We start from the raw sequence: 17,586 nt of genomic DNA, 5'->3' as shown, positions 1-17,586 counted from the left end.
TTCGCCACGGGTCTTATTCACCTTAGGGCCAAGACTATCTGAGGCCTCAATATGAATATCCAACTCAACGACACGACAGTGACGCCCCCTCCGGCACCCAAACGCATGGAGGACATGCAACTGCCTATCGTCATGATGCGCGATATTCTGATCAAGACCATGTTCCGCAAAAACGTGACGCTGGTCAGCGAAGTGGCCGCCGCGATTTGCCTGCCCGTTGCCGTCACACAAGAGCTCATCGATCTGGCCCGAGGTCAAAAGTTCCTTGAAGCCACCGGCACGCTCAACGCCAATAACGCCAATGAAATGGGCTATCAGCTCACTGACGAAGGCGGCGCCCGTGCGCAGGATGCTTTGGCGCAGTCAGAATACTACGGCGCGATGCCCGTGCCGCTGGACATCTACGCCGAGCAGGTGAAACGCCAGTCCATCCGCAATATTCAGGTCACGCGCACGCAATTGACTGACGCCATGGGGCATCTGGTTCTGCCAGATAATCTGCTGGATCACCTTGGACCTGCGGTCTCTGCCGGGCGCTCGATCCTGATGTATGGCCCTCCGGGGAACGGTAAATCCTCGATCTCTAACGGGATCCGCGACTCTTTGGGCGACAAGATCTTTGTGCCACGCGCTGTGGAATACGCAGGCCAAGTCATCACCGTTTATGACCCCATCGTGCACTCCAAAGCCGAAAGCGAAGGAGAAGGCGAAGACCGGTTCGCCCTGCGTCTGCGCCGCGAATTTGACACGCGCTATGTGCGTTGTGAGCGTCCGACGGTTGTGACCGGAGGCGAACTGACACTGGATATGTTGGATCTGGTTTATAACCCTGTGGCCCGCACTTATCAGGCGCCACTGCAACTTAAGGCCGCAGGCGGTGTCTTCATCGTCGACGACCTGGGCCGTCAGCAAGAGCCACCTCAAGCCCTGATCAACCGCTGGATTGTCCCACTCGAAGAAGGCCGCGATATCCTCGCACTGCAATCTGGTGAGAAATTCGAGACCCCGTTTGACACGCTGGTGATCTTCTCAACCAACTTCCACCCCAACGAGATCTTTGACCAAGCCGCTCTGCGCCGGATCTTTTTCAAGATCAAAGTCGATGGGCCGAGCCAGGAAGACTTCCTCAAGATCTTTGGCCTCGTGGCCCGCGCGAAAGGCCTGCAGCTTGATGAACAGGCGCTCGTGCATTTGATGAAAGTCCGCTACCCGGAGATCAACAACGTCTATGCGAACTATCAGCCGGGCTTCCTGATCGACCAGATGATCTCGATCTGCGACTTCGAGGCGATGCCGCGTCAGATGTCGCCCGACCTCATCGACCGCGCCTGGGCGAATATGTTTGTGAAAGACGAGGAAATCACAAAGTAAGGGATCCTCCATTGCGCTAAAGGCGCATTTCGGTCATGACACTTTCATGACACCCCGCATCAAAGCCCTCTCCGTCCATTTGCTCACCGCGTCAGGTGCTGTTTTCGCAATGCTTGCGATGCTGGCCGCTGTAGACGCAAAATGGAGCCTTATGTTCCTATGGCTCGTCGTAGCCTTTGCGGTGGACGGGATCGACGGGCCTTTGGCGCGGAAATATGACGTCAAAAAGAATGCCGCCGAGTTTGACGGCGTTCTCTTGGACCTCATCATCGACTATCTGACCTATGTGTTTATTCCGGCCTTTGCGCTGTTTAAGTCGGGGCTGATGGCGGGTTGGACCGGATGGTTTGCGATCATCGTGATCACCTTCGCCAGCGCTCTGTATTTCGCAGATACACGCATGAAAACAAAGGACAATTCCTTCTCGGGCTTCCCCGGATGCTGGAACATGCTGGTCATCGTTATCTTTGCCATCGAGCCGAATTTCTGGGTATCTCTGGCCTTGGTCAGCCTTTTGGCCCTCGCGATGTTCCTACCTCTGCGCTTTATCCACCCGGTACGTACCGCCCGTTGGCGCGTGGTGTCTCTGCCGATGGCGCTGGCATGGACGGTCTTTGCGGGCTGGGCCGCTTGGGTCGATTTCCACCCGGAAAGCTGGGCGCATTGGGGATTGATCGTGACTTCCGTTTATCTGACGCTCGTCGGCATCGTACAGCAGATCATCCCAGAGCGCGCCTAGATCAACAGCCCCGCCGCGCCTTCATGGCGCAAAAGGGCTACCTTGGTTTCGACACCCCCTGCTCCGGAAAAACCGGTCAGCTTGCCGCCTGCCCCCATGACGCGATGGCAGGGAATGATGATCGGGATCGGATTGCCACCGCAAGCGCCGCCAACGGGCTGGGCGGAAACACCAAGAGCTTTGGCGATATCGCCATAGGTGACGGTGTCTCCGAAAGGGATCTTGAGCATCTCATCACAGACAGCGCGTTGAAAATCGCTGCCATGGACACGCAAAGGCAGGTCGAAGGCAGTGCGCTCTCCGGCAAAATAGGCAGCCAGTTGCGCGACGGCTTCGTCCAGCACGTCCGAATTGCCTTGAGGCTCCCCGCCCCAATCAAGCCGCGTGATCTCACCATTTTCTTCTGTGATGGAAAGACGCCCAACCGGGCTGTCAAAACATTGAACCGCCATGGGGGAACTGTTTCAAACGGTTGCCTGAAAGGCAACCCGCGCGGCCCGGCTCCCTTGTGGGGGCGGGCCGCGCGTAACTCTTAGAACAGGCCAGCCGCCCGCAATTCACGCAGTGCATCCGCATCGCGGAGGGTCACGTCTGGGAAATCCGCGTCGGTGCCGACCTCAGGCAGGATCTTCCAGGAACGCTGGCATTTGTTGCCCTCAGCTTTGGAAAAGACAACGGCCACACCGTCCACTTCTGGAAGCGTGAACGCGCCTTCTGGTCCTGCGCCCTCGGTCACTGAGATCGCAGAGGTGATGCAGATGTCCTCGAACTCTACCGAGGTCAGCAAAGCCGCCAAGTCTGCATCCGCAACAAAGACCTCAGGCGCCGCTTCAAGCGAAGAGCCGATGACTTTGTTTGTCCGCTCGACTTCCAGAGCCGCTGTCACAACGCGACGTGCTGCCCGAACCTTGGCCCATTTCGCAGCCAGATCTGCATCCAGCCACGCCTCTGGCGTTTCCGGCATATCCACCAGGTGGATCGAGCTGCCCTCGTCCGGGAAGCGCTCAAGCCAAACCTCTTCCATGGTGAACACCAGGATCGGTGCGAGCCAGGTAGTCAGGCGCTCAAACAGAATATCCATGACGGTCCGCGCGGAACGACGACGCAAGGTGTTGCCGTCACAATAGAGCGCATCCTTACGGATATCGAAGTAAAAGGCCGAGAGATCCACGGTCGCGAAATTGAAGATCGCGGAATAAACCCCTTGGAAATCAAAGGCCTGATAGCCATCACGGACTTTCACATCCAGCTCTGCAAGGCGATGCAGCACCCAGCGTTCCAGCTCTGGCATCTCGCTCGGATCCACCCGATCTGCCTCGGTGAAATTGCCCAGCGCGCCCAGCATATAGCGCATGGTGTTGCGCAGGCGGCGATACCCATCGGCCACGCCCTTCAGGATCTCAGGACCGATACGCTGGTCAGCGGTGTAGTCGGTCTGCGCCACCCAAAGCCGCAGGATATCCGCGCCATATTGCTTGATGACTTCCTCAGGCACGATGGTATTGCCGAGCGACTTGGACATCTTCATGCCCTTCTCATCCAGCGTGAAACCATGGGTCACAACATTGCGATAAGGCGCGCGGCCCTTGGTGCCACAGGCCTGCAAGAGTGATGAATGGAACCACCCACGGTGCTGGTCGGTGCCCTCCATATAGACATCGGCAATGCCGTCCGCAGTGCCATCTTCGCGGTCACGCAGCACGAAAGCGTGGGTCGAGCCTGAGTCAAACCACACGTCCAGCACATCATAGACCTGCTCATAGTCCGCAGGATCTACGATGCCCTCGAGCACCTTTACTTTAAAGCCTTCAGTGTACCAAACATCCGCGCCGTCGGCGTCGAAGGCGGCCACGATGCGGGCGTTGACCTCTTCGTTGCGCAACAGGAAGTCCGCGTCAGTCGGCAAAGCGCCCTTTTTGGTGAAACAGGTCAGAGGCACACCCCAAGCGCGTTGACGGGACAGAACCCAGTCAGGGCGCGCTTCGATCATGCTGTACAGACGGTTTCGGCCGGTTTGCGGCGTCCATTTCACCAGCTCATCAATCGAGCGCAGCGCACGCTCACGAATGGACGTGCCCATCTGGTCCTGCCCATCGCCCACGGTGCGGTCCACCGACGCAAACCACTGCGGCGTGTTGCGATAGATGATCGGGGCCTTTGAACGCCAGGAATGCGGATAGCTGTGCTTGATCTTTCCACGCGCGAGCAAACCGCCCACCTCGACAAGTTTGTCGATCACGGCCTTATTGGCATCACCCTCGCCGCCCTTGCGGGACAGGATGTATTTGCCACCAAAGAACGGCAGATCCGCACGGAAAGAGCCATCATCCATCACATTGTAGGTGATGACCTGTTCCAGCATGCCGAGATCACGGTAGAGTTCGAATTCCTCCATACCGTGCGACGGCGCACAGTGAACGAACCCTGTGCCTTCGGTGTCGGTTACGAAATCAGCCGCACGGAAATCGCGGATATCGTCCCATTCGCCGTTGCTGCCCTCAGCGCCTTTCAGCGGGTGCGTCAGGCCGATGCCTTCCAGATCAGATGCAGAGACATCCGCGACGCGGGTCCATTGATCCTCCTCAAGACGCGCGCGTTTAAACACGTCTGCGGCGAGGTTATCAGCCAGCAGATACTTGTCGCCAACCTTGGCCCAGCATTCCTCTGGCGTGCCAGTGACCTCATAAAGGCCATAGGCAATGTCAGCCCCATAAACGACGGCCTTGTTGGACGGGATCGTCCAAGGCGTCGTGGTCCAGATCACCACCTGAGCGCCCGCCAACTTGTGATCCGCTGGCTTTGCCACCTTAAACTTCACCCAGATCGTGAAGCTTTCCTTGTCGTGATACTCGACCTCTGCTTCCGCCAGCGCGGTCTTTTCTACTGGGGACCACATCACAGGCTTCGAGCCCTGATAAAGCGTGCCATTCATAAGGAACTTCATGAATTCCTCAGCGATGACCGCCTCGGCATGGTAGTTCATCGTAAGATAAGGATCAGCCCAATTGCCAGTGATCCCGATGCGCTTGAATTCCTCGCGCTGGATGTCGACCCATTTGTCCGCAAAGGCACGACATTCCTGACGGAACTCGACCACATCGACGGCGTCTTTGTTTTTGCCCTTCTTGCGATATTGCTCTTCGATCTTCCATTCAATCGGAAGCCCATGACAATCCCAGCCAGGCACATAGCGGCTGTCAAAGCCCATCATCTGATGAGAGCGCACGATCATGTCTTTGATGGTTTTGTTCAGAGCGTGGCCGATGTGCAGATGCCCGTTCGCATATGGAGGGCCATCGTGCAGCGTAAACGGCTTACGGCCTTCTTTCTCGCGCAGGCGGTCATAAACGCCGATCTTTTCCCAGCGGTCCAGCCATTGGGGTTCACGTTTCGGCAGGCCTGCGCGCATGGGGAAGTCGGTTTTTGGCAGGCTCAGGGTATCTTTGTATTCAGGTGTATCGGCGCACATTGGGGGCGTCCTTTAGGTCGTCTGATCTTTGGAATTCATGAGGGGCGGCGTGGGGGTCCATACGCCTTGTCCCGGCGGCTCAGCTGATTAGAGCGCCGGGCATATAATTCGAATAATGATCGCACGAATATATGTCATCGCGGGTCTTATAGGCTGGGCTTTCGCGGGGGTAAAGCGAGTTCTGTTGGCCACAGCCGCCGCCGCGCCAAAGCTGGGTCGAAGGGGGAGCGGCGGAACGGAACAAATTGCCACTTTATGCCAGCCAAACCAGCGCGACGTCGCAGGCCCGCGCCAAGACCAGCCCAAAAGCTGCCCCTGCGGGTCGGGCCAGCTTTGGCGCGGCGGCCTGCGGCCTTGTTCCACGCGGGGTTACTTGTTGAAAAGGCCAGCCAGCGCGCTTTTCACAATTTGCCCCGTGCGCGGCCCCTTACCTTGCTCAAATGGCAATGGCCGACAGACCTCCATCGCAGCCACACCGACCCGCGCAGTCAAAGCCCCGTTCACGATGCCCTCACCAAACCGGCGCGAGACTTTGGACAGGATCGAGCCGCCTGCAACAGACCCAATCAGGTCGTCCCCAACGGCCACGGCACCGGTCGCTACCAAATGCGTCATCACGGCTCGGGTCAGCCGCCAATTGCCCAAGGTGCCAGACCGCCCCGCATAGATCTCGGCAATCCGCCGGATCATGCGCAGGTTCGAGACCAAAGCGGTCAGAACATCTGCCAAAGCCAACGGCACCAGAGCCGTAACCGTCGCGACTTGGCGCGCGGCGGCTTCGATCTCTTGCTGGGCGGCCTTATCCAGCGGCGTCATCACATCCTGATCGACAACCGCGAAAACTGCTGAGGCGTCAAAACTATCTGCTATCCGCTCTTTCATCCGCGCGCGGCCCCAAGCGGTTTCTTCGCGCCGCCCGTAGAGACGTGCAAGATCATCCGCGACCGTCTTAGCTGCAACCAGATCGTTCTCCGTCAAAGCCGCCTCGGCCCGCGTATGAAGCCGATCTACGCGACCGAGGCTTGCAAAGGCCAAAAGCTCTTTACCCGCGATCAAAACGCAGACCACAACAAACAGGCCGATCAATCCAGTGACCGCATAGCCCAACATCGGCGTCGTCGCGATCAGACCCAAAACCGCGTTATAGGCCGTCAGGGATACCGCTGTGACGAGCAAACTTAGCAAAAGGCCCCAAAACCAACGCGCCAATCGCGACGGTCTGCGGGTTGCCAGTTTGACGACGCTCTGCATAACCTCACCCTGAGGAGCGTCGATCACATCAGGCACCTGTGGCGCGTCGGCGACTTGGGGCGCATCTTCGTCAAGTTCAATCAGAACAGGTTTATTTTCAGCCATTTAGAGCCTTCTCCATTCCAATTGCACATCCGGCAATTTCTCGTCCGTTTGTTGCCCATCCGTCCTTGCGACCTCGTGAAACCCATGCGCCGCATAGAACCTGCGCGCGCCGAGGTTGTCCTGAAAGGTCCACAATGACAGTTCATCCCGCGCGGCCTGCGCGTCGCGCAGTAAAGCAGCCCCAGCCCCTCGCCCACGGAAGGTCCGCGCCACGTAAAGCGCGTTCACCTCAGCCTCGTTGCGCGCGATGAACCCAACAACGCCACCGTCCTCGATCACCCGAACCCAACCGCGTTCAATCATCGTCGCGCAAAACCCTCGATCCTCGTCGGCCGAGTGCAAACGGGGCATCCAAGGCGTCGTTTCAACAAACTCCGTCAGGATCGCGCCGGTTGCCCGCGCATCCTTTGGCGTTGCCGCACGGATCCTCATAGCCGGTCCCCCAGCAGAAACTGCGCGGCCTGATCCAGCCTGATATGTGGCGGCCCGAAACCAGGCTTCAACGACAATTTTGCGGGCGCAAAGCTCATGATTTCATAATCACCATCCAGCCACGCACTGTCGCCCTTGCGTGCTGCCGACAAGAGCTTTGACGGATCTTCCGGCAACTCTCCGGGGTAAAAGGCCGCCTGTTTGCCGCCATCCAGCAATGTGCCGCGTACACAATCCAAATCCCGCCCATCATGGCGCATGGTTTCCTCGACAGTGGCCCGCAGCGCCGCAATCGACATGGCATCAATCTTGGCACCAGCGAACTTCGCTCGATCCTGCGCGTCGCGTGTCAAAGCGCCCATGATCGCAGTTAACCGGCCATGCTGGCGATGGTGCAAATGATCAGCCTTTGTGGCCGCAAACAGAATGCGTTCAACCCGTTTGCCCATCAGCAACCGACTGAGAAAAGCGTTCCGACCGGGGCGGAAGCTCGCCAGAATGTCTGCCATCGCGCGGCGCATTTCCTCGACCGCCTGAGGGCCGCGATTGATCGCACCCAAGGCATCCATCAGAACCACCTGCCGATCAATTCGGGCAAAATGATCACGGAAGAAGGGTTTGACGACCTTGGCCTTATAGGCCTCAAACCGACGCTCCATCTCACGCCACAATGCACGGCGTGGGGCTTTTTCAACCAATGGCAAAGGCGCGAAGGTCAGGACCGGAGACCCGGCGAGGTCCCCTGGCAACAAAAACCGCCCCGGTGTGAAATCATAATAGCCCGCATCGCGCGCAGCGTTAAGATAGGTCGTGAAGCCTGCGGCCAAAGCCTGAGCTTTGGGTTCTTCAAGCACAAGCGCAGCATCAATCTTTGACACCTGCGCGAGATAGTCCGCGGCCTCAGCGCGATCCGCGATCAGCGACAGAACCTGCTCGGACCACTCGGCATAGCTCAGATCCAGCAAAGCCAGATCCAAGAGCCACTCTCCGGGGTAATCCACGATATCAACATGCACCGTGCGCGGGCTTTGGAAACCGGACAGCAGACCGGTGGGTTGCACTTTGAAAGACAGGCGCAGCTCGGACACAGCGCGGGTGCTTTCGGGCCAATGCGGAGCCTGCCCGGTCAGCGCTGCATAGTGGTTTTCATAATCAAACCGCGGCACCGTCACATCCGGTTGTGGCTGAAGGTAGGCCGCCACAATGCGCCCGTCGGCGGCCGCCTTAAGCTGCGACATACGCCCACGATCCAAGAGACTCGCGACCAGAGACGTGATGAAGACCGTCTTGCCCGACCGCGCAAGCCCAGTAACGCCCAGCCGGATAACAGGCTCAAATAGAGCCTCGTTCAAGCCGTCGCCTACGGCCTCAACCCGCCGCGTGACCTCATGTGCCAGATCTGTAAAGACCACATCTGCCCTTTCATTTGCTATGGAAAACCTATGGGGCCCTGATGTGCATTTCCATAGGCAGCCCGCAAAGAGCGGCGGGAAAAGCACAGAAATTTCCCCATCGCGGCCCCTGAGTGGGATTGAAGCTACGCCTTTGGACGGCTATGGCGAGGCATGGTTCGGATCGCTCTTAAAGTCGAATATCACGGCGCGCCCTTTGCAGGGTGGCAACGTCAGGCCGATCAGCCTTCGGTGCAGGGCGCGATCGAAGCGGCCTTGGCCAAGCTCGAGCCCGGCCCCCATACCATCGCCGCTGCAGGCCGCACGGATGCGGGTGTACATGGATTGGCTCAGGTCGCGCATTGCGATTTGCAGAAGGATTGGACGCCGTTTCGCCTGTCGGAGGCATTGAATTACCATTTGAAGCCCGACCCCGTTTCCATCGTCGATGCCGCCATCGTGGACGACGACTGGCACGCGCGGTTTTCTGCGGTCGAGCGGCGTTACCTGTTTCGTATCCTCATGCGCCGCGCACCCGCAACACATCAGGCAGGGCTGGTCTGGCAAATCAATCACGCGCTGGACATTGACTCCATGCAAGAGGGCGCGAACCACCTCTTGGGCCACCATGACTTCACCACCTTCCGCTCGTCGATCTGTCAGGCCGCGAGCCCGGTGAAAACGCTGGACGAGTTGCGTATTGAACGGGTTGAAATGCCTTGGGGCCCAGAAGCGCATTTTCATGTGCGCGCGCGGTCTTTCCTGCACAATCAGGTGCGCAGCTTTGTCGGCACATTAGAGCGCGTCGGTGCTGGGACTTGGGCACCGGACGATGTCAAAGCCGCACTCGAAGCCAAGAATCGGGCCGCCTGCGGTCCGGTTTCACCGCCACAAGGGCTCTATTTGGCAGGCGTTGGCTACCCGAAGGATCCTTTCGGAAACTTTGTGGACAAGTAGGCCAATAAGCCTGACCATAAATCGCCAATACCTAGGGGAATCCCGCAATGACTTGGTGCATTTTATGTGCAAAGCTTACCTTACGGAAGCAGTCAGTGCGTCATACCCACAGAATTTAGGCTGGCACCCCGATGGCTGAATATATCGGGGGCTTCCGACTTTATCCTGCCTCGTCTTCCAAATGCAGCTTCATATCGATCAGAACCTGCTGTAGCGCGAGGGTTTCCTTCAAGAGCCGCTTTGCTTCATTGATCGTGATCACCCCGTCTTCAATGGATTGATGGTACTCAGCCATCAACATCGCAAAACGTTGGCTCAAAGCAATCACATCCGTGCTCACCCCACCGGATTTTTCCTGATTGCGGCGACGCTCGTCAAATGAGAGCGAAATCCCCTTCAGCTCGGCCAAGGCCGAAGTTACATGAGGGTAGGAGGACGCTTCTTCCAAAGCGGCGACGGCGTCTACCGGCATAAAGCGATCCGAGTGCTCGTCGTGGTCGCTGTAGTAGCGCCCTAAAGTCGCTTTGGACTTGCCGGTCAGATCGCAAGCAGCCTCGATCCCCACATCTTTGACGAGGGCCTCCGTGTGTTTCTTCAGATAACTGCCGACGCTTGCCATGATGAACCCTTACTGCCCAAACCCCGGCTTCTTTGCCTTAGGGGAAATCGAAATGTCTTTTCCCATTATTGGGTTTTCAGGGATTTGTCATCCTAAGGTTATCGCAGACGCGGCGGAAAGCAGGTGGCTCAGCCCAATCGACCCCCGAGACACGCTTTTCGTCCAGGTGCGTATTCCTTTTGAGGCGCCTCGGGCAACGAAAGGAATCGCGGCTGTCGCGCGATTTATCCGGGTGGGGGTGTTCATCCCCAGGGGCCTGTCCCCACCGCCCTGCCCGGGTGCGATGCTCGACAGAGTCGGGGCGGTGTGACAGCCACCGTCCCGGCGCTCGCATTCTGGCTTGATTTTCGCGGTCAGGCGGGCTTATCAGCAGGGCTATGGCAAAGCTTTATTTCCAATATTCGACCATGAACGCCGGCAAATCGACGGTGCTCTTGCAGGCCTCGCATAACTATCGCGAACGGGGGATGGAGACCTATCTTCTGACCGCCCGCTTAGATGATCGAGCAGGCAAAGGGCGGATCGCGTCTCGGATTGGGATTGGGGAGGATGCCGATACTTTTGATGGCGACACGGATATGTTTGCCAAAATCGAAACGCGCCTAGGCGACGGCGACGTGGCCTGCGTCTTTATCGATGAGGCGCAGTTTCTGACCAAGGATCAGGTCTGGCAACTCGCCCGAGCCGTCGATGACCTGCGCGTGCCGATCATGTGTTACGGACTGCGGGTCGATTTCCGAGGAGAGCTGTTTCCCGGGTCAGCCGCCCTCCTGGCCTTGGCCGATGAAATGCGCGAAGTGCGCACGATCTGCCATTGTGGAAAGAAGGCCACGATGGTCGTGCGACGCGGCGCAGATGGCAAAGCCATGACCGACGGCGATCAGGTGCAAATTGGCGGCAACGAGACCTATGTTTCGCTGTGCCGTCGGCATTGGCGCGAAGAAATGGGCGACACCTAAGGGCTTTGCCCCTCGGCCTGACGGCCTCACCCCAGAGTATTTTCGACAAGCTGAAACTAGACGCGCTCGACCAGGACCGAACCCACGGAATAACCTGCACCAAAGGAACAGATTACGCCTTTGTCGCCGGGCTGCATGTCGTCGCTGTATTTTGAGAAGGCAATGATCGAGCCCGCCGAGGATGTATTGGCGTAGTCCTGCAGGATGTTAGGCTGCTCGCCCTCCTCGGGCACACGGCCAAGCACTTTGCGTCCGATGAAGTCGTTCATCGACTTGTTGGCTTGGTGCAGCCAGAGGCGCTTCAAGTCGTCCGCAGACGCGCCCGCTTCGGCGAGATGGCCTTGGATGTGGTTCACGACCAGTGGCAGCACTTCTTTGAAAACCTTGCGGCCGTTCTGCATAAACTGCATGTCACGGCGGTCTTCCATGTCGGTGTGTGAGCGGCGCAGGTAGCCGTTGTTGTTGCGAATATTGTTGGAGAACTGCGTCGCGCATTTGGTGGAATGAACAAGGAAATGCGCGCCTTTGGCATCCTCGGCCCGTTCGATGACGGTCGCCGTGCAGACGTCTCCGAAAATGAAATGGCAATCGCGGTCGCGCCATTCCAGGTGGCCCGAGCAGATCTCGGGGTTCACGACCAGCGCGCATTTGACCGATCCCGCGCGGATCATATCCGCAGCGGCCTGCAAGCCGAAGGTGGCCGAAGAACAGGCGACGTTCATGTCAAAGGCAAAGCCCCCTGCCCCTAGAAGGTCCTGAATTTCCACGGCAATCGCCGGATAGGCGCGCTCGTGATTGGAGGCCGCGCAGATCACAAGATCCACTTCGTCTGCGGTGCGTCCCGCCTGCGCGAGTGCTTTGTTGCAGGCATCTATCGCCATTTCCGCCATGATCCCCGGCTCATCGTCGGAACGAGACCGCAGCTTCGGGAACATGATGTCCGGATTAAGGATGCTTTCCTTTTCCATCACATAGCGCTGCTCAATCCCACTGGCGCTGAGGATGAAATCGGCGCTGGAATGGGCGATGGTCTCGATCTCGCCTGCGGCAATCGCCTCGGCGTTGTCGGCGTTAAACTTGTCCGCATAGGCGTTAAAGGCCACGACAAGTTCGTCGTTGGTGATGATCTGGCTGGGCGTGAAAACGCCGCTTCCGGTAATGGCTGGCTGGTGCATGTGGCCTCCTCGCAGTCGGGAAACTTCACCGCAAGGGTGACCAAAGGTCAAGGGTGACGCAGCTAGACCCTATTGGGCAAAGGGTTTCCGGCCACGAATGCCTTCAGGTTTTCAACCGCCATCAGCCCCATGCCCTCACGCACTTCCAGCGCGGCTGTGCCCAGATGCGGCAGGAGCGTGACGTTCTCCATGGCCACCAAAGCGTCGGGTACTGAGGGTTCGAATTCGTAGACATCCAGTCCAGCGCCCGCGATGTCCTTGGCCTGAAGAGCTGTGATCAGGGCCGTCTCGTCAACCACTTCGCCGCGCGAGATATTCACGAAATGGGCGGTAGGTTTCATGGCTTTGAACGTGTCCGCATTGATCAGATGCAGCGTATCTGCGCCACCTGGGACGGCGGCCACGAGCACATCGGCCTCGGCGGCGAGGCTTTCCAGATCGCTGTGCGCATTCGCGGGATACGGCAGGTCCTTTTCAGAGCGCGCCATGTAGCTGACGGCCATGCCAAAGCCATAATGGCAACGGCGCGCGATAGCTTGGCCGATGCGCCCCATGCCCACGATCCCGACGCGTTTGCCCGAGACATGCTGTCCCAAAAGCTGCGTTGGATGCCAGCCATCCCAATTGCCCGCCCGCACCAGACGTTCGCCTTCCCCCGCACGACGGCAGGACATGAGGATCAAGGTCATTGCGATATCGGCGGTGGCGTCGGTGACGGCGCCAGGGGTATTGGTGACCATGAGGCCCGCTTTGTTCGCGGCCTCCACGTCAATGTGGTTATAGCCGACACCGAAATTCGCGAGGATCTTCGCGCGCGGGTTTGGGACGTCCGCAAAGACCTCGGCCGAGTAGTTGTCCCGCAACGTCGGCAGGATCGCGTCAAAGTCGGCGAGTGACGTTCGCAACTCATCCGCTGAGAGGGGCGAAGTTTCGGAACGGACCGTGACATTGAAATGCTCTTGGGCGGCCTCAACAACGGACTGCGGCAAGGGGCGTGTAATCAAGAGGTCCATCAATAGAGCCTCCCGCCTTTGGGCACCTCTTTGTCGGGCGTAATCAAAACGACTTCGCCTTCGTCATCCGGTACGCCAAGCACCAGAATTTCCGACATAAATTTCCCAATCTGACGCGGCGGAAAATTCACAACGGCCATGACACGTTTCCCAACGACACTTTCAGGCGTGTAGTGTTTGGTGATCTGGGCCGAGGATTTCTTGACACCCAATTCATCACCAAAATCCACCCAGAGTTTGATCGCAGGCTTGCGCGCCTCTGGATAGGGCTGGGCGTCGACGACGACCCCGGTACGAATATCGACCTTTAGAAAATCGTCAAATGTGATCTCAGCCATCTGCCCCTCCGTCGAGATTTCCGCGCAGCATTGCGCGAAATCTTGCGAAGGTCGAGTTGGATTTTAGGCTTGCGCCGATTTGACGGTGTCATACCCCGCCAAAGCCGCCGCGCGCGCCTCTTTGTGATCGACGATCGGGTGGGGATAGGTCGCACCCAAGGTTACGCCAGCCTCTAGCAACACTAAAGCTGGGGCTTCCCAAGGGGCATGCAGAACCTTCGTCGGCAATGCCGCAAGTTCCGGACACCACTTGCGAATGTAGTCGCCATTGGGGTCGAACTTTTGCGCCTGCGTCGTGGGGTTGAAGATGCGGAAATAGGGTGCTGCATCCGCGCCGGAGCCCGCCACCCACTGCCAACTCGCGGTATTATTGGCGAGATCCGCATCCAGCAAAGTGTCCCAGAACCAGTTCATGCCGTGTTTCCAATGGATGCGCAGATGTTTGATCAGGAAGCTCGCCACCACCATGCGCACGCGGTTGTGCATATAGCCCGTGTGCCAGAGCTCTCGCATGCCCGCATCCACCAGCGGGTAGCCTGTTTTCCCTTTTTGCCAAGCAGTTAGGTGACCCGGATTGTCAGCCCATGGATAGGCATCAAACGCGCGGTTCAGGTTTTGCTCGGGCAGGTCGGGCGTGTGAAACAGCAGCTGATGCGAAAACTCTCGCCAGCCAATTTCTGCGAGGAATTTGTCCGCATCGCCTTGCTTACTTGGATACATGGCACATTGGCGCTGCACCTCGCGCCAGATCTGACGCGGAGAGATCTCGCCGAAATGCAAATGCGGTGACAGACGCGAGACATGGGTTTGGTCCGGCCGGTCTCGCCCTGTTTTATAGCCCTTGATATCGTCAGACAGAAAATGCTCCAGACGCGCCCAAGCCCCCTTTTCTCCGGGTGTCCATACGGGGCCAAAACCCGTCGCCCAATCTGGCTTAGTTGGCAACAGATCTAATGCGTCAATTTCAGCCGTCGCGCCAAAGACCGCAAGCGACGTGCGTTCCAAAGGTGCGGCCGGAGCGCCCGCCTTCAGGCAGGCCCGCCAAAATGGTGAAAACACCTTAAACTGCCCGCCTGATCCGGTTTTGATCTGCCAGGGCTCAAACAAAAGGTTGCCCGGGAAACTTTCGACCACGACACCCGCCGCGCCCAGCGCAGCCTTCATTTCTGTGTCTTTGGCAATGCCAGCAGGCTCATAGCGCCGGTTCCAAAACACCGCGTCGACGCCATAGTCGGCAACAAGTCCTTCAATGACCTCAAGCGGTTCCCCTTGCCGGACCAGCAAGCCGCCCAAGTCCTGTGCCAAGGCCGTCAGCGAGTGATGCAACCACCATTTCGCCGCCGCGCCATAGGCCTCGGGCTCATAGACAAACACGGGCAAAACCTCGCCCCGCGCCGCAGCTGTAGTTAGCGCGGGGTTGTCAGCAACCCGCAAATCATTTCGGAAAAGAACAAGTGAACGCACGGGCGGCCTGTGTCAGAATTAAGACTTAGGCCGCAACCTAGTGCGCCTATCGGGAACGGCCAGAAAATTCCGTTCCCAGACTGGGTTTTACGCCCGCCCGTAGGCCTGAGCGATCGCAACCTGCATTGCGTCCTCAACTGAACGTCCGCCCCATGTGGCCAGCTGAATGGCCGGATAGAAGCGTTCCGCGCTCATGATCGCTGCGTTGATCATCGTGTCGATCTGATCAGGGCTTGCGACCTGACCACCCGCCAGAACCAGACCATAGCGATAGATCATCATGTTCTGCTCGGTCCAATAGGTGAAGCCACCGGCCCAGCATTGATCATTCACGGCATTGAGGACTTCGAACAATTGCGGCATGCGATCTGACGGAGGTTCCATTTCAAAGGAACACACCATCTTGAGCATTTCTTCATATCCCGACCAAGCGAGCGTGATGGAATAGGTCTTCCATTGCCCTTCAATGGCCATTGCGATCTGATCATCCGCGATGCGGTCAAAACTCCACTCGTGATGCTCGGCAATGTGTTCGACGATGTCGATGGGATGAATGTCTTCTTCGAGATACTGCTCTGATAATGCCATGGCGCCACCCTTTCGTTATTGCGCCGGGACGTGGCAGCGTAACCAGCGCTTGGTGCCTGCTCGATGGGAGGTAGGAGAGCCCTCCTCCCTTACTAGGTATGGTGGAGTCTGGGCCCGCTTAAGTAAAGGGAAATATTTGAAAACACCGCAATAAGTTGTGGACAAGTCGTTAAAATCCACAAGAAATAGGCGGTGGGTCTAGGCGGAATAGGCGCTGCGGATGACCTTGGCGGCCTGCGAAATTACCGCCTGATCGCTTTGATGTGCCAGCGCATGCGCCGCGCTTCCGCCGTTAAAGGCCATGATAATTGGCACGCCATGGGTCTTGTAAAAGTTCAGCCAGACGTTGAATTGTCCGCGCTCGCCGCCAGCCTCTGGCGTGTAAATCCAGGTGACGTCTTTGTCCCAAAACGGGCGGTCAAACTGCAGGTAGACCTTATCCAAAAGCCCCATGCCCAGACGCGAAATCGAGCGACGTTTGGCTGCGGGCAATTCTGGCTTAAATCCAATACCGCCCTCTTTCAAAACGCCCAGAGGCACAGTGACCAGAACGGCGTCATAGGCCTCGGGTAGAGCGGCGCGCGGCGTGACCCAGACTTGATTGTCCTCAAGTGTAATCATGCCCACCTGCGTTGAGAGGCGCACGTCGTATTCGCCCTGCAGAGCGCCCAGAATATCCGTATACCCGCCGGGGAAAACGACCTCTTCGCCCTCATAATCATCGTCAAACAAGTAGGCCGATGTGTTCAGCTCATCGACATCCGCACCGGCAGAGGTCTGAATCTCGACCTCATCCCAAATCCAATCGGGGACTTCCGCGTCTCGCATCACGCGCCCGTCGCCCCCACGCAGTGCATAGCTTTCGTCCGTCGCAACCCGCGCAATCGCCTGCTGGTCTGACAAGGCCGTCAAAGGATTGCCATCGGTGCCGTGAATCCAGCTCGCGCCAAGGTCCAGCGGCACGCCAAGACGTTCATCCGTCCAAAGCCGTCCGCCGATACGGTCACGCGCCTCAAGCACGGTCACTTCATGCCCGCGATCCGCCAAGCTCTTGGCGGCGGTCAGCCCGCTCATGCCAGCACCGATCACGGCAACCCGCTTGTGACCCTTCTTGCTGAGCATCGACGCCACGCGCAGCCCTGACTCATGAGCCGCGTGCACCGTGCTGGAGCGTTTATAGAAAGTTGCCTCACCCGCAAAAAAGATGCGCCCGTCGATCGGGGCTTCCAGATTGCGGCGGTCCTTTTTCCGGGACCCTTTAGCGACATAGGAATAAGACCCATAGGCAAAGGGATCCTGACTCCAATTGGTGCGCAGATAACCGCGGGGGCCACCGGCCGCAAAGGCTTGGACCGGCAACATTGCTGCCGTCAAAGCCGCACCCATCCCGGCCAAAGTCGACCGGCGCGTCCAATTGGATTGGGTCACTTATTTCTTGCCTTCCAAGGCCTCAATCCGCGCCTTGAGCGCTTCGTTCTCTTCCCGCGCCTTTTGCGCCATGGTGCGCACCGCATCAAATTCTTCGCGGGTCACAAAATCGCGATCCGCGAGCCAGCGATCCATGAGGGATTTCATCGCGGTCTCGGCCTCATCCTTCGCGCCTTGTGCTACGCCCATCGCATTAGTCATCAGCTGCGAGATGTCGTCCATGATCTTATTGCGGGTCTGCATGTGGACCTCCGGTATTCTGCCGTTACATTTGATCCCTATATGGG

The 17,586-nt window shown here is 58.1% G+C and carries 17 protein-coding genes; 4 read left to right on the top strand and 13 right to left on the bottom strand.

Features of this window, described 5'->3' with window-relative positions:
* Positions 1 to 51 precede the first annotated feature (51 nt).
* The gene (locus WG622_RS09460) at positions 52 to 1,371 is read left to right on the top strand and encodes a DUF8689 domain-containing protein (RefSeq protein WP_339403374.1); all 1,320 of its coding nucleotides are present in this window, start codon (positions 52 to 54) and stop codon (positions 1,369 to 1,371) included.
* Positions 1,372 to 1,417: 46 nt separating this feature from the next.
* Positions 1,418 to 2,110 (top strand): CDP-alcohol phosphatidyltransferase family protein, encoded by a 693-nt coding sequence (locus WG622_RS09455; protein WP_339403373.1) that lies wholly within the window; start codon positions 1,418 to 1,420, stop codon positions 2,108 to 2,110.
* Here the strand turns inward: WG622_RS09455 and WG622_RS09450 are convergent.
* The 5 genes from WG622_RS09450 to WG622_RS09430 all read right to left on the bottom strand — a co-directional run bounded on the left by WG622_RS09450 (position 2,107) and on the right by WG622_RS09430 (position 8,779).
* Complete coding sequence (locus tag WG622_RS09450; RefSeq protein ID WP_339403372.1) at positions 2,107 to 2,562, bottom strand: methylated-DNA--[protein]-cysteine S-methyltransferase; 456 nt, start codon at positions 2,560 to 2,562, stop codon at positions 2,107 to 2,109. The genes WG622_RS09455 and WG622_RS09450 overlap by 4 nt on opposite strands.
* 80 nt (positions 2,563 to 2,642) lie before the next feature.
* Positions 2,643 to 5,579, bottom strand: coding sequence for an isoleucine--tRNA ligase (gene ileS / locus WG622_RS09445; protein WP_339403371.1), 2,937 nt, complete (start codon positions 5,577 to 5,579; stop codon positions 2,643 to 2,645).
* Between the two features lie 369 nt (positions 5,580 to 5,948).
* Complete coding sequence (locus WG622_RS09440; protein ID WP_339403370.1) at positions 5,949 to 6,935, bottom strand: YcjF family protein; 987 nt, start codon at positions 6,933 to 6,935, stop codon at positions 5,949 to 5,951.
* Complete coding sequence (locus WG622_RS09435) at positions 6,936 to 7,367, bottom strand: GNAT family N-acetyltransferase (RefSeq protein ID WP_339403369.1); 432 nt, start codon at positions 7,365 to 7,367, stop codon at positions 6,936 to 6,938.
* Entirely contained in the window at positions 7,364 to 8,779 is a 1,416-nt protein-coding gene (locus WG622_RS09430; protein WP_339403368.1) for a YcjX family GTP-binding protein, read from the bottom strand. Before WG622_RS09430 ends, WG622_RS09435 begins: the two co-directional genes overlap by 4 nt.
* Before the next feature lie 153 nt (positions 8,780 to 8,932).
* On the opposite strand from WG622_RS09430, the gene truA reads away from it, so the two are divergent.
* A complete protein-coding gene (gene truA, locus WG622_RS09425; protein ID WP_339403367.1) occupies positions 8,933 to 9,715 on the top strand; it encodes a tRNA pseudouridine(38-40) synthase TruA in 783 nt (260 codons plus the stop codon).
* 160 nt (positions 9,716 to 9,875) lie between these two features.
* On the opposite strand, the gene WG622_RS09420 is transcribed toward truA, so the two are convergent.
* The gene (locus WG622_RS09420; protein WP_209357174.1) at positions 9,876 to 10,334 is read right to left on the bottom strand and encodes a hypothetical protein; all 459 of its coding nucleotides are present in this window, start codon (positions 10,332 to 10,334) and stop codon (positions 9,876 to 9,878) included.
* Positions 10,335 to 10,711: 377 nt separating this feature from the next.
* On the opposite strand from WG622_RS09420, the gene WG622_RS09415 reads away from it, so the two are divergent.
* On the top strand, positions 10,712 to 11,293 hold the full coding sequence (locus WG622_RS09415) for a thymidine kinase (RefSeq protein ID WP_339403366.1): 582 nt from the start codon (positions 10,712 to 10,714) through the stop codon (positions 11,291 to 11,293).
* Between the two features lie 56 nt (positions 11,294 to 11,349).
* On the opposite strand, the gene WG622_RS09410 is transcribed toward WG622_RS09415, so the two are convergent.
* The 7 genes from WG622_RS09410 to WG622_RS09380 form a co-directional block, all read right to left on the bottom strand.
* Entirely contained in the window at positions 11,350 to 12,468 is a 1,119-nt protein-coding gene (locus WG622_RS09410) for a beta-ketoacyl-ACP synthase III (protein WP_339403365.1), read from the bottom strand.
* A 62-nt stretch (positions 12,469 to 12,530) separates the two neighbouring features.
* Positions 12,531 to 13,481, bottom strand: a complete 951-nt coding sequence (locus WG622_RS09405) for a 2-hydroxyacid dehydrogenase (RefSeq protein ID WP_339403364.1) — start codon at positions 13,479 to 13,481, stop codon at positions 12,531 to 12,533.
* Entirely contained in the window at positions 13,481 to 13,819 is a 339-nt protein-coding gene (locus WG622_RS09400) for a tRNA-binding protein (protein WP_339403363.1), read from the bottom strand. Before WG622_RS09400 ends, WG622_RS09405 begins: the two co-directional genes overlap by 1 nt.
* Before the next feature lie 63 nt (positions 13,820 to 13,882).
* Positions 13,883 to 15,283 carry a cryptochrome/photolyase family protein gene (locus WG622_RS09395; protein WP_339403362.1) on the bottom strand — a complete coding sequence of 467 codons (1,401 nt, stop codon included), beginning with the start codon at positions 15,281 to 15,283 and terminating at the stop codon, positions 13,883 to 13,885.
* An 87-nt stretch (positions 15,284 to 15,370) separates the two neighbouring features.
* Positions 15,371 to 15,871 carry a type III secretion system chaperone family protein gene (locus WG622_RS09390; RefSeq protein ID WP_339403361.1) on the bottom strand — a complete coding sequence of 167 codons (501 nt, stop codon included), beginning with the start codon at positions 15,869 to 15,871 and terminating at the stop codon, positions 15,371 to 15,373.
* Positions 15,872 to 16,069: 198 nt separating this feature from the next.
* The gene (locus WG622_RS09385; protein WP_339403360.1) at positions 16,070 to 17,299 is read right to left on the bottom strand and encodes a flavin monoamine oxidase family protein; all 1,230 of its coding nucleotides are present in this window, start codon (positions 17,297 to 17,299) and stop codon (positions 16,070 to 16,072) included.
* Positions 17,300 to 17,542 carry an accessory factor UbiK family protein gene (locus tag WG622_RS09380; RefSeq protein ID WP_209357182.1) on the bottom strand — a complete coding sequence of 81 codons (243 nt, stop codon included), beginning with the start codon at positions 17,540 to 17,542 and terminating at the stop codon, positions 17,300 to 17,302.
* Positions 17,543 to 17,586: the final 44 nt, after the last annotated feature.

It is taken from the genome of Cognatishimia coralii (assembly GCF_037478305.1).
GTDB classification, from domain to species: domain Bacteria; phylum Pseudomonadota; class Alphaproteobacteria; order Rhodobacterales; family Rhodobacteraceae; genus Cognatishimia; species Cognatishimia coralii.
This window is presented reverse-complemented; position numbering and strand designations above follow the sequence as displayed.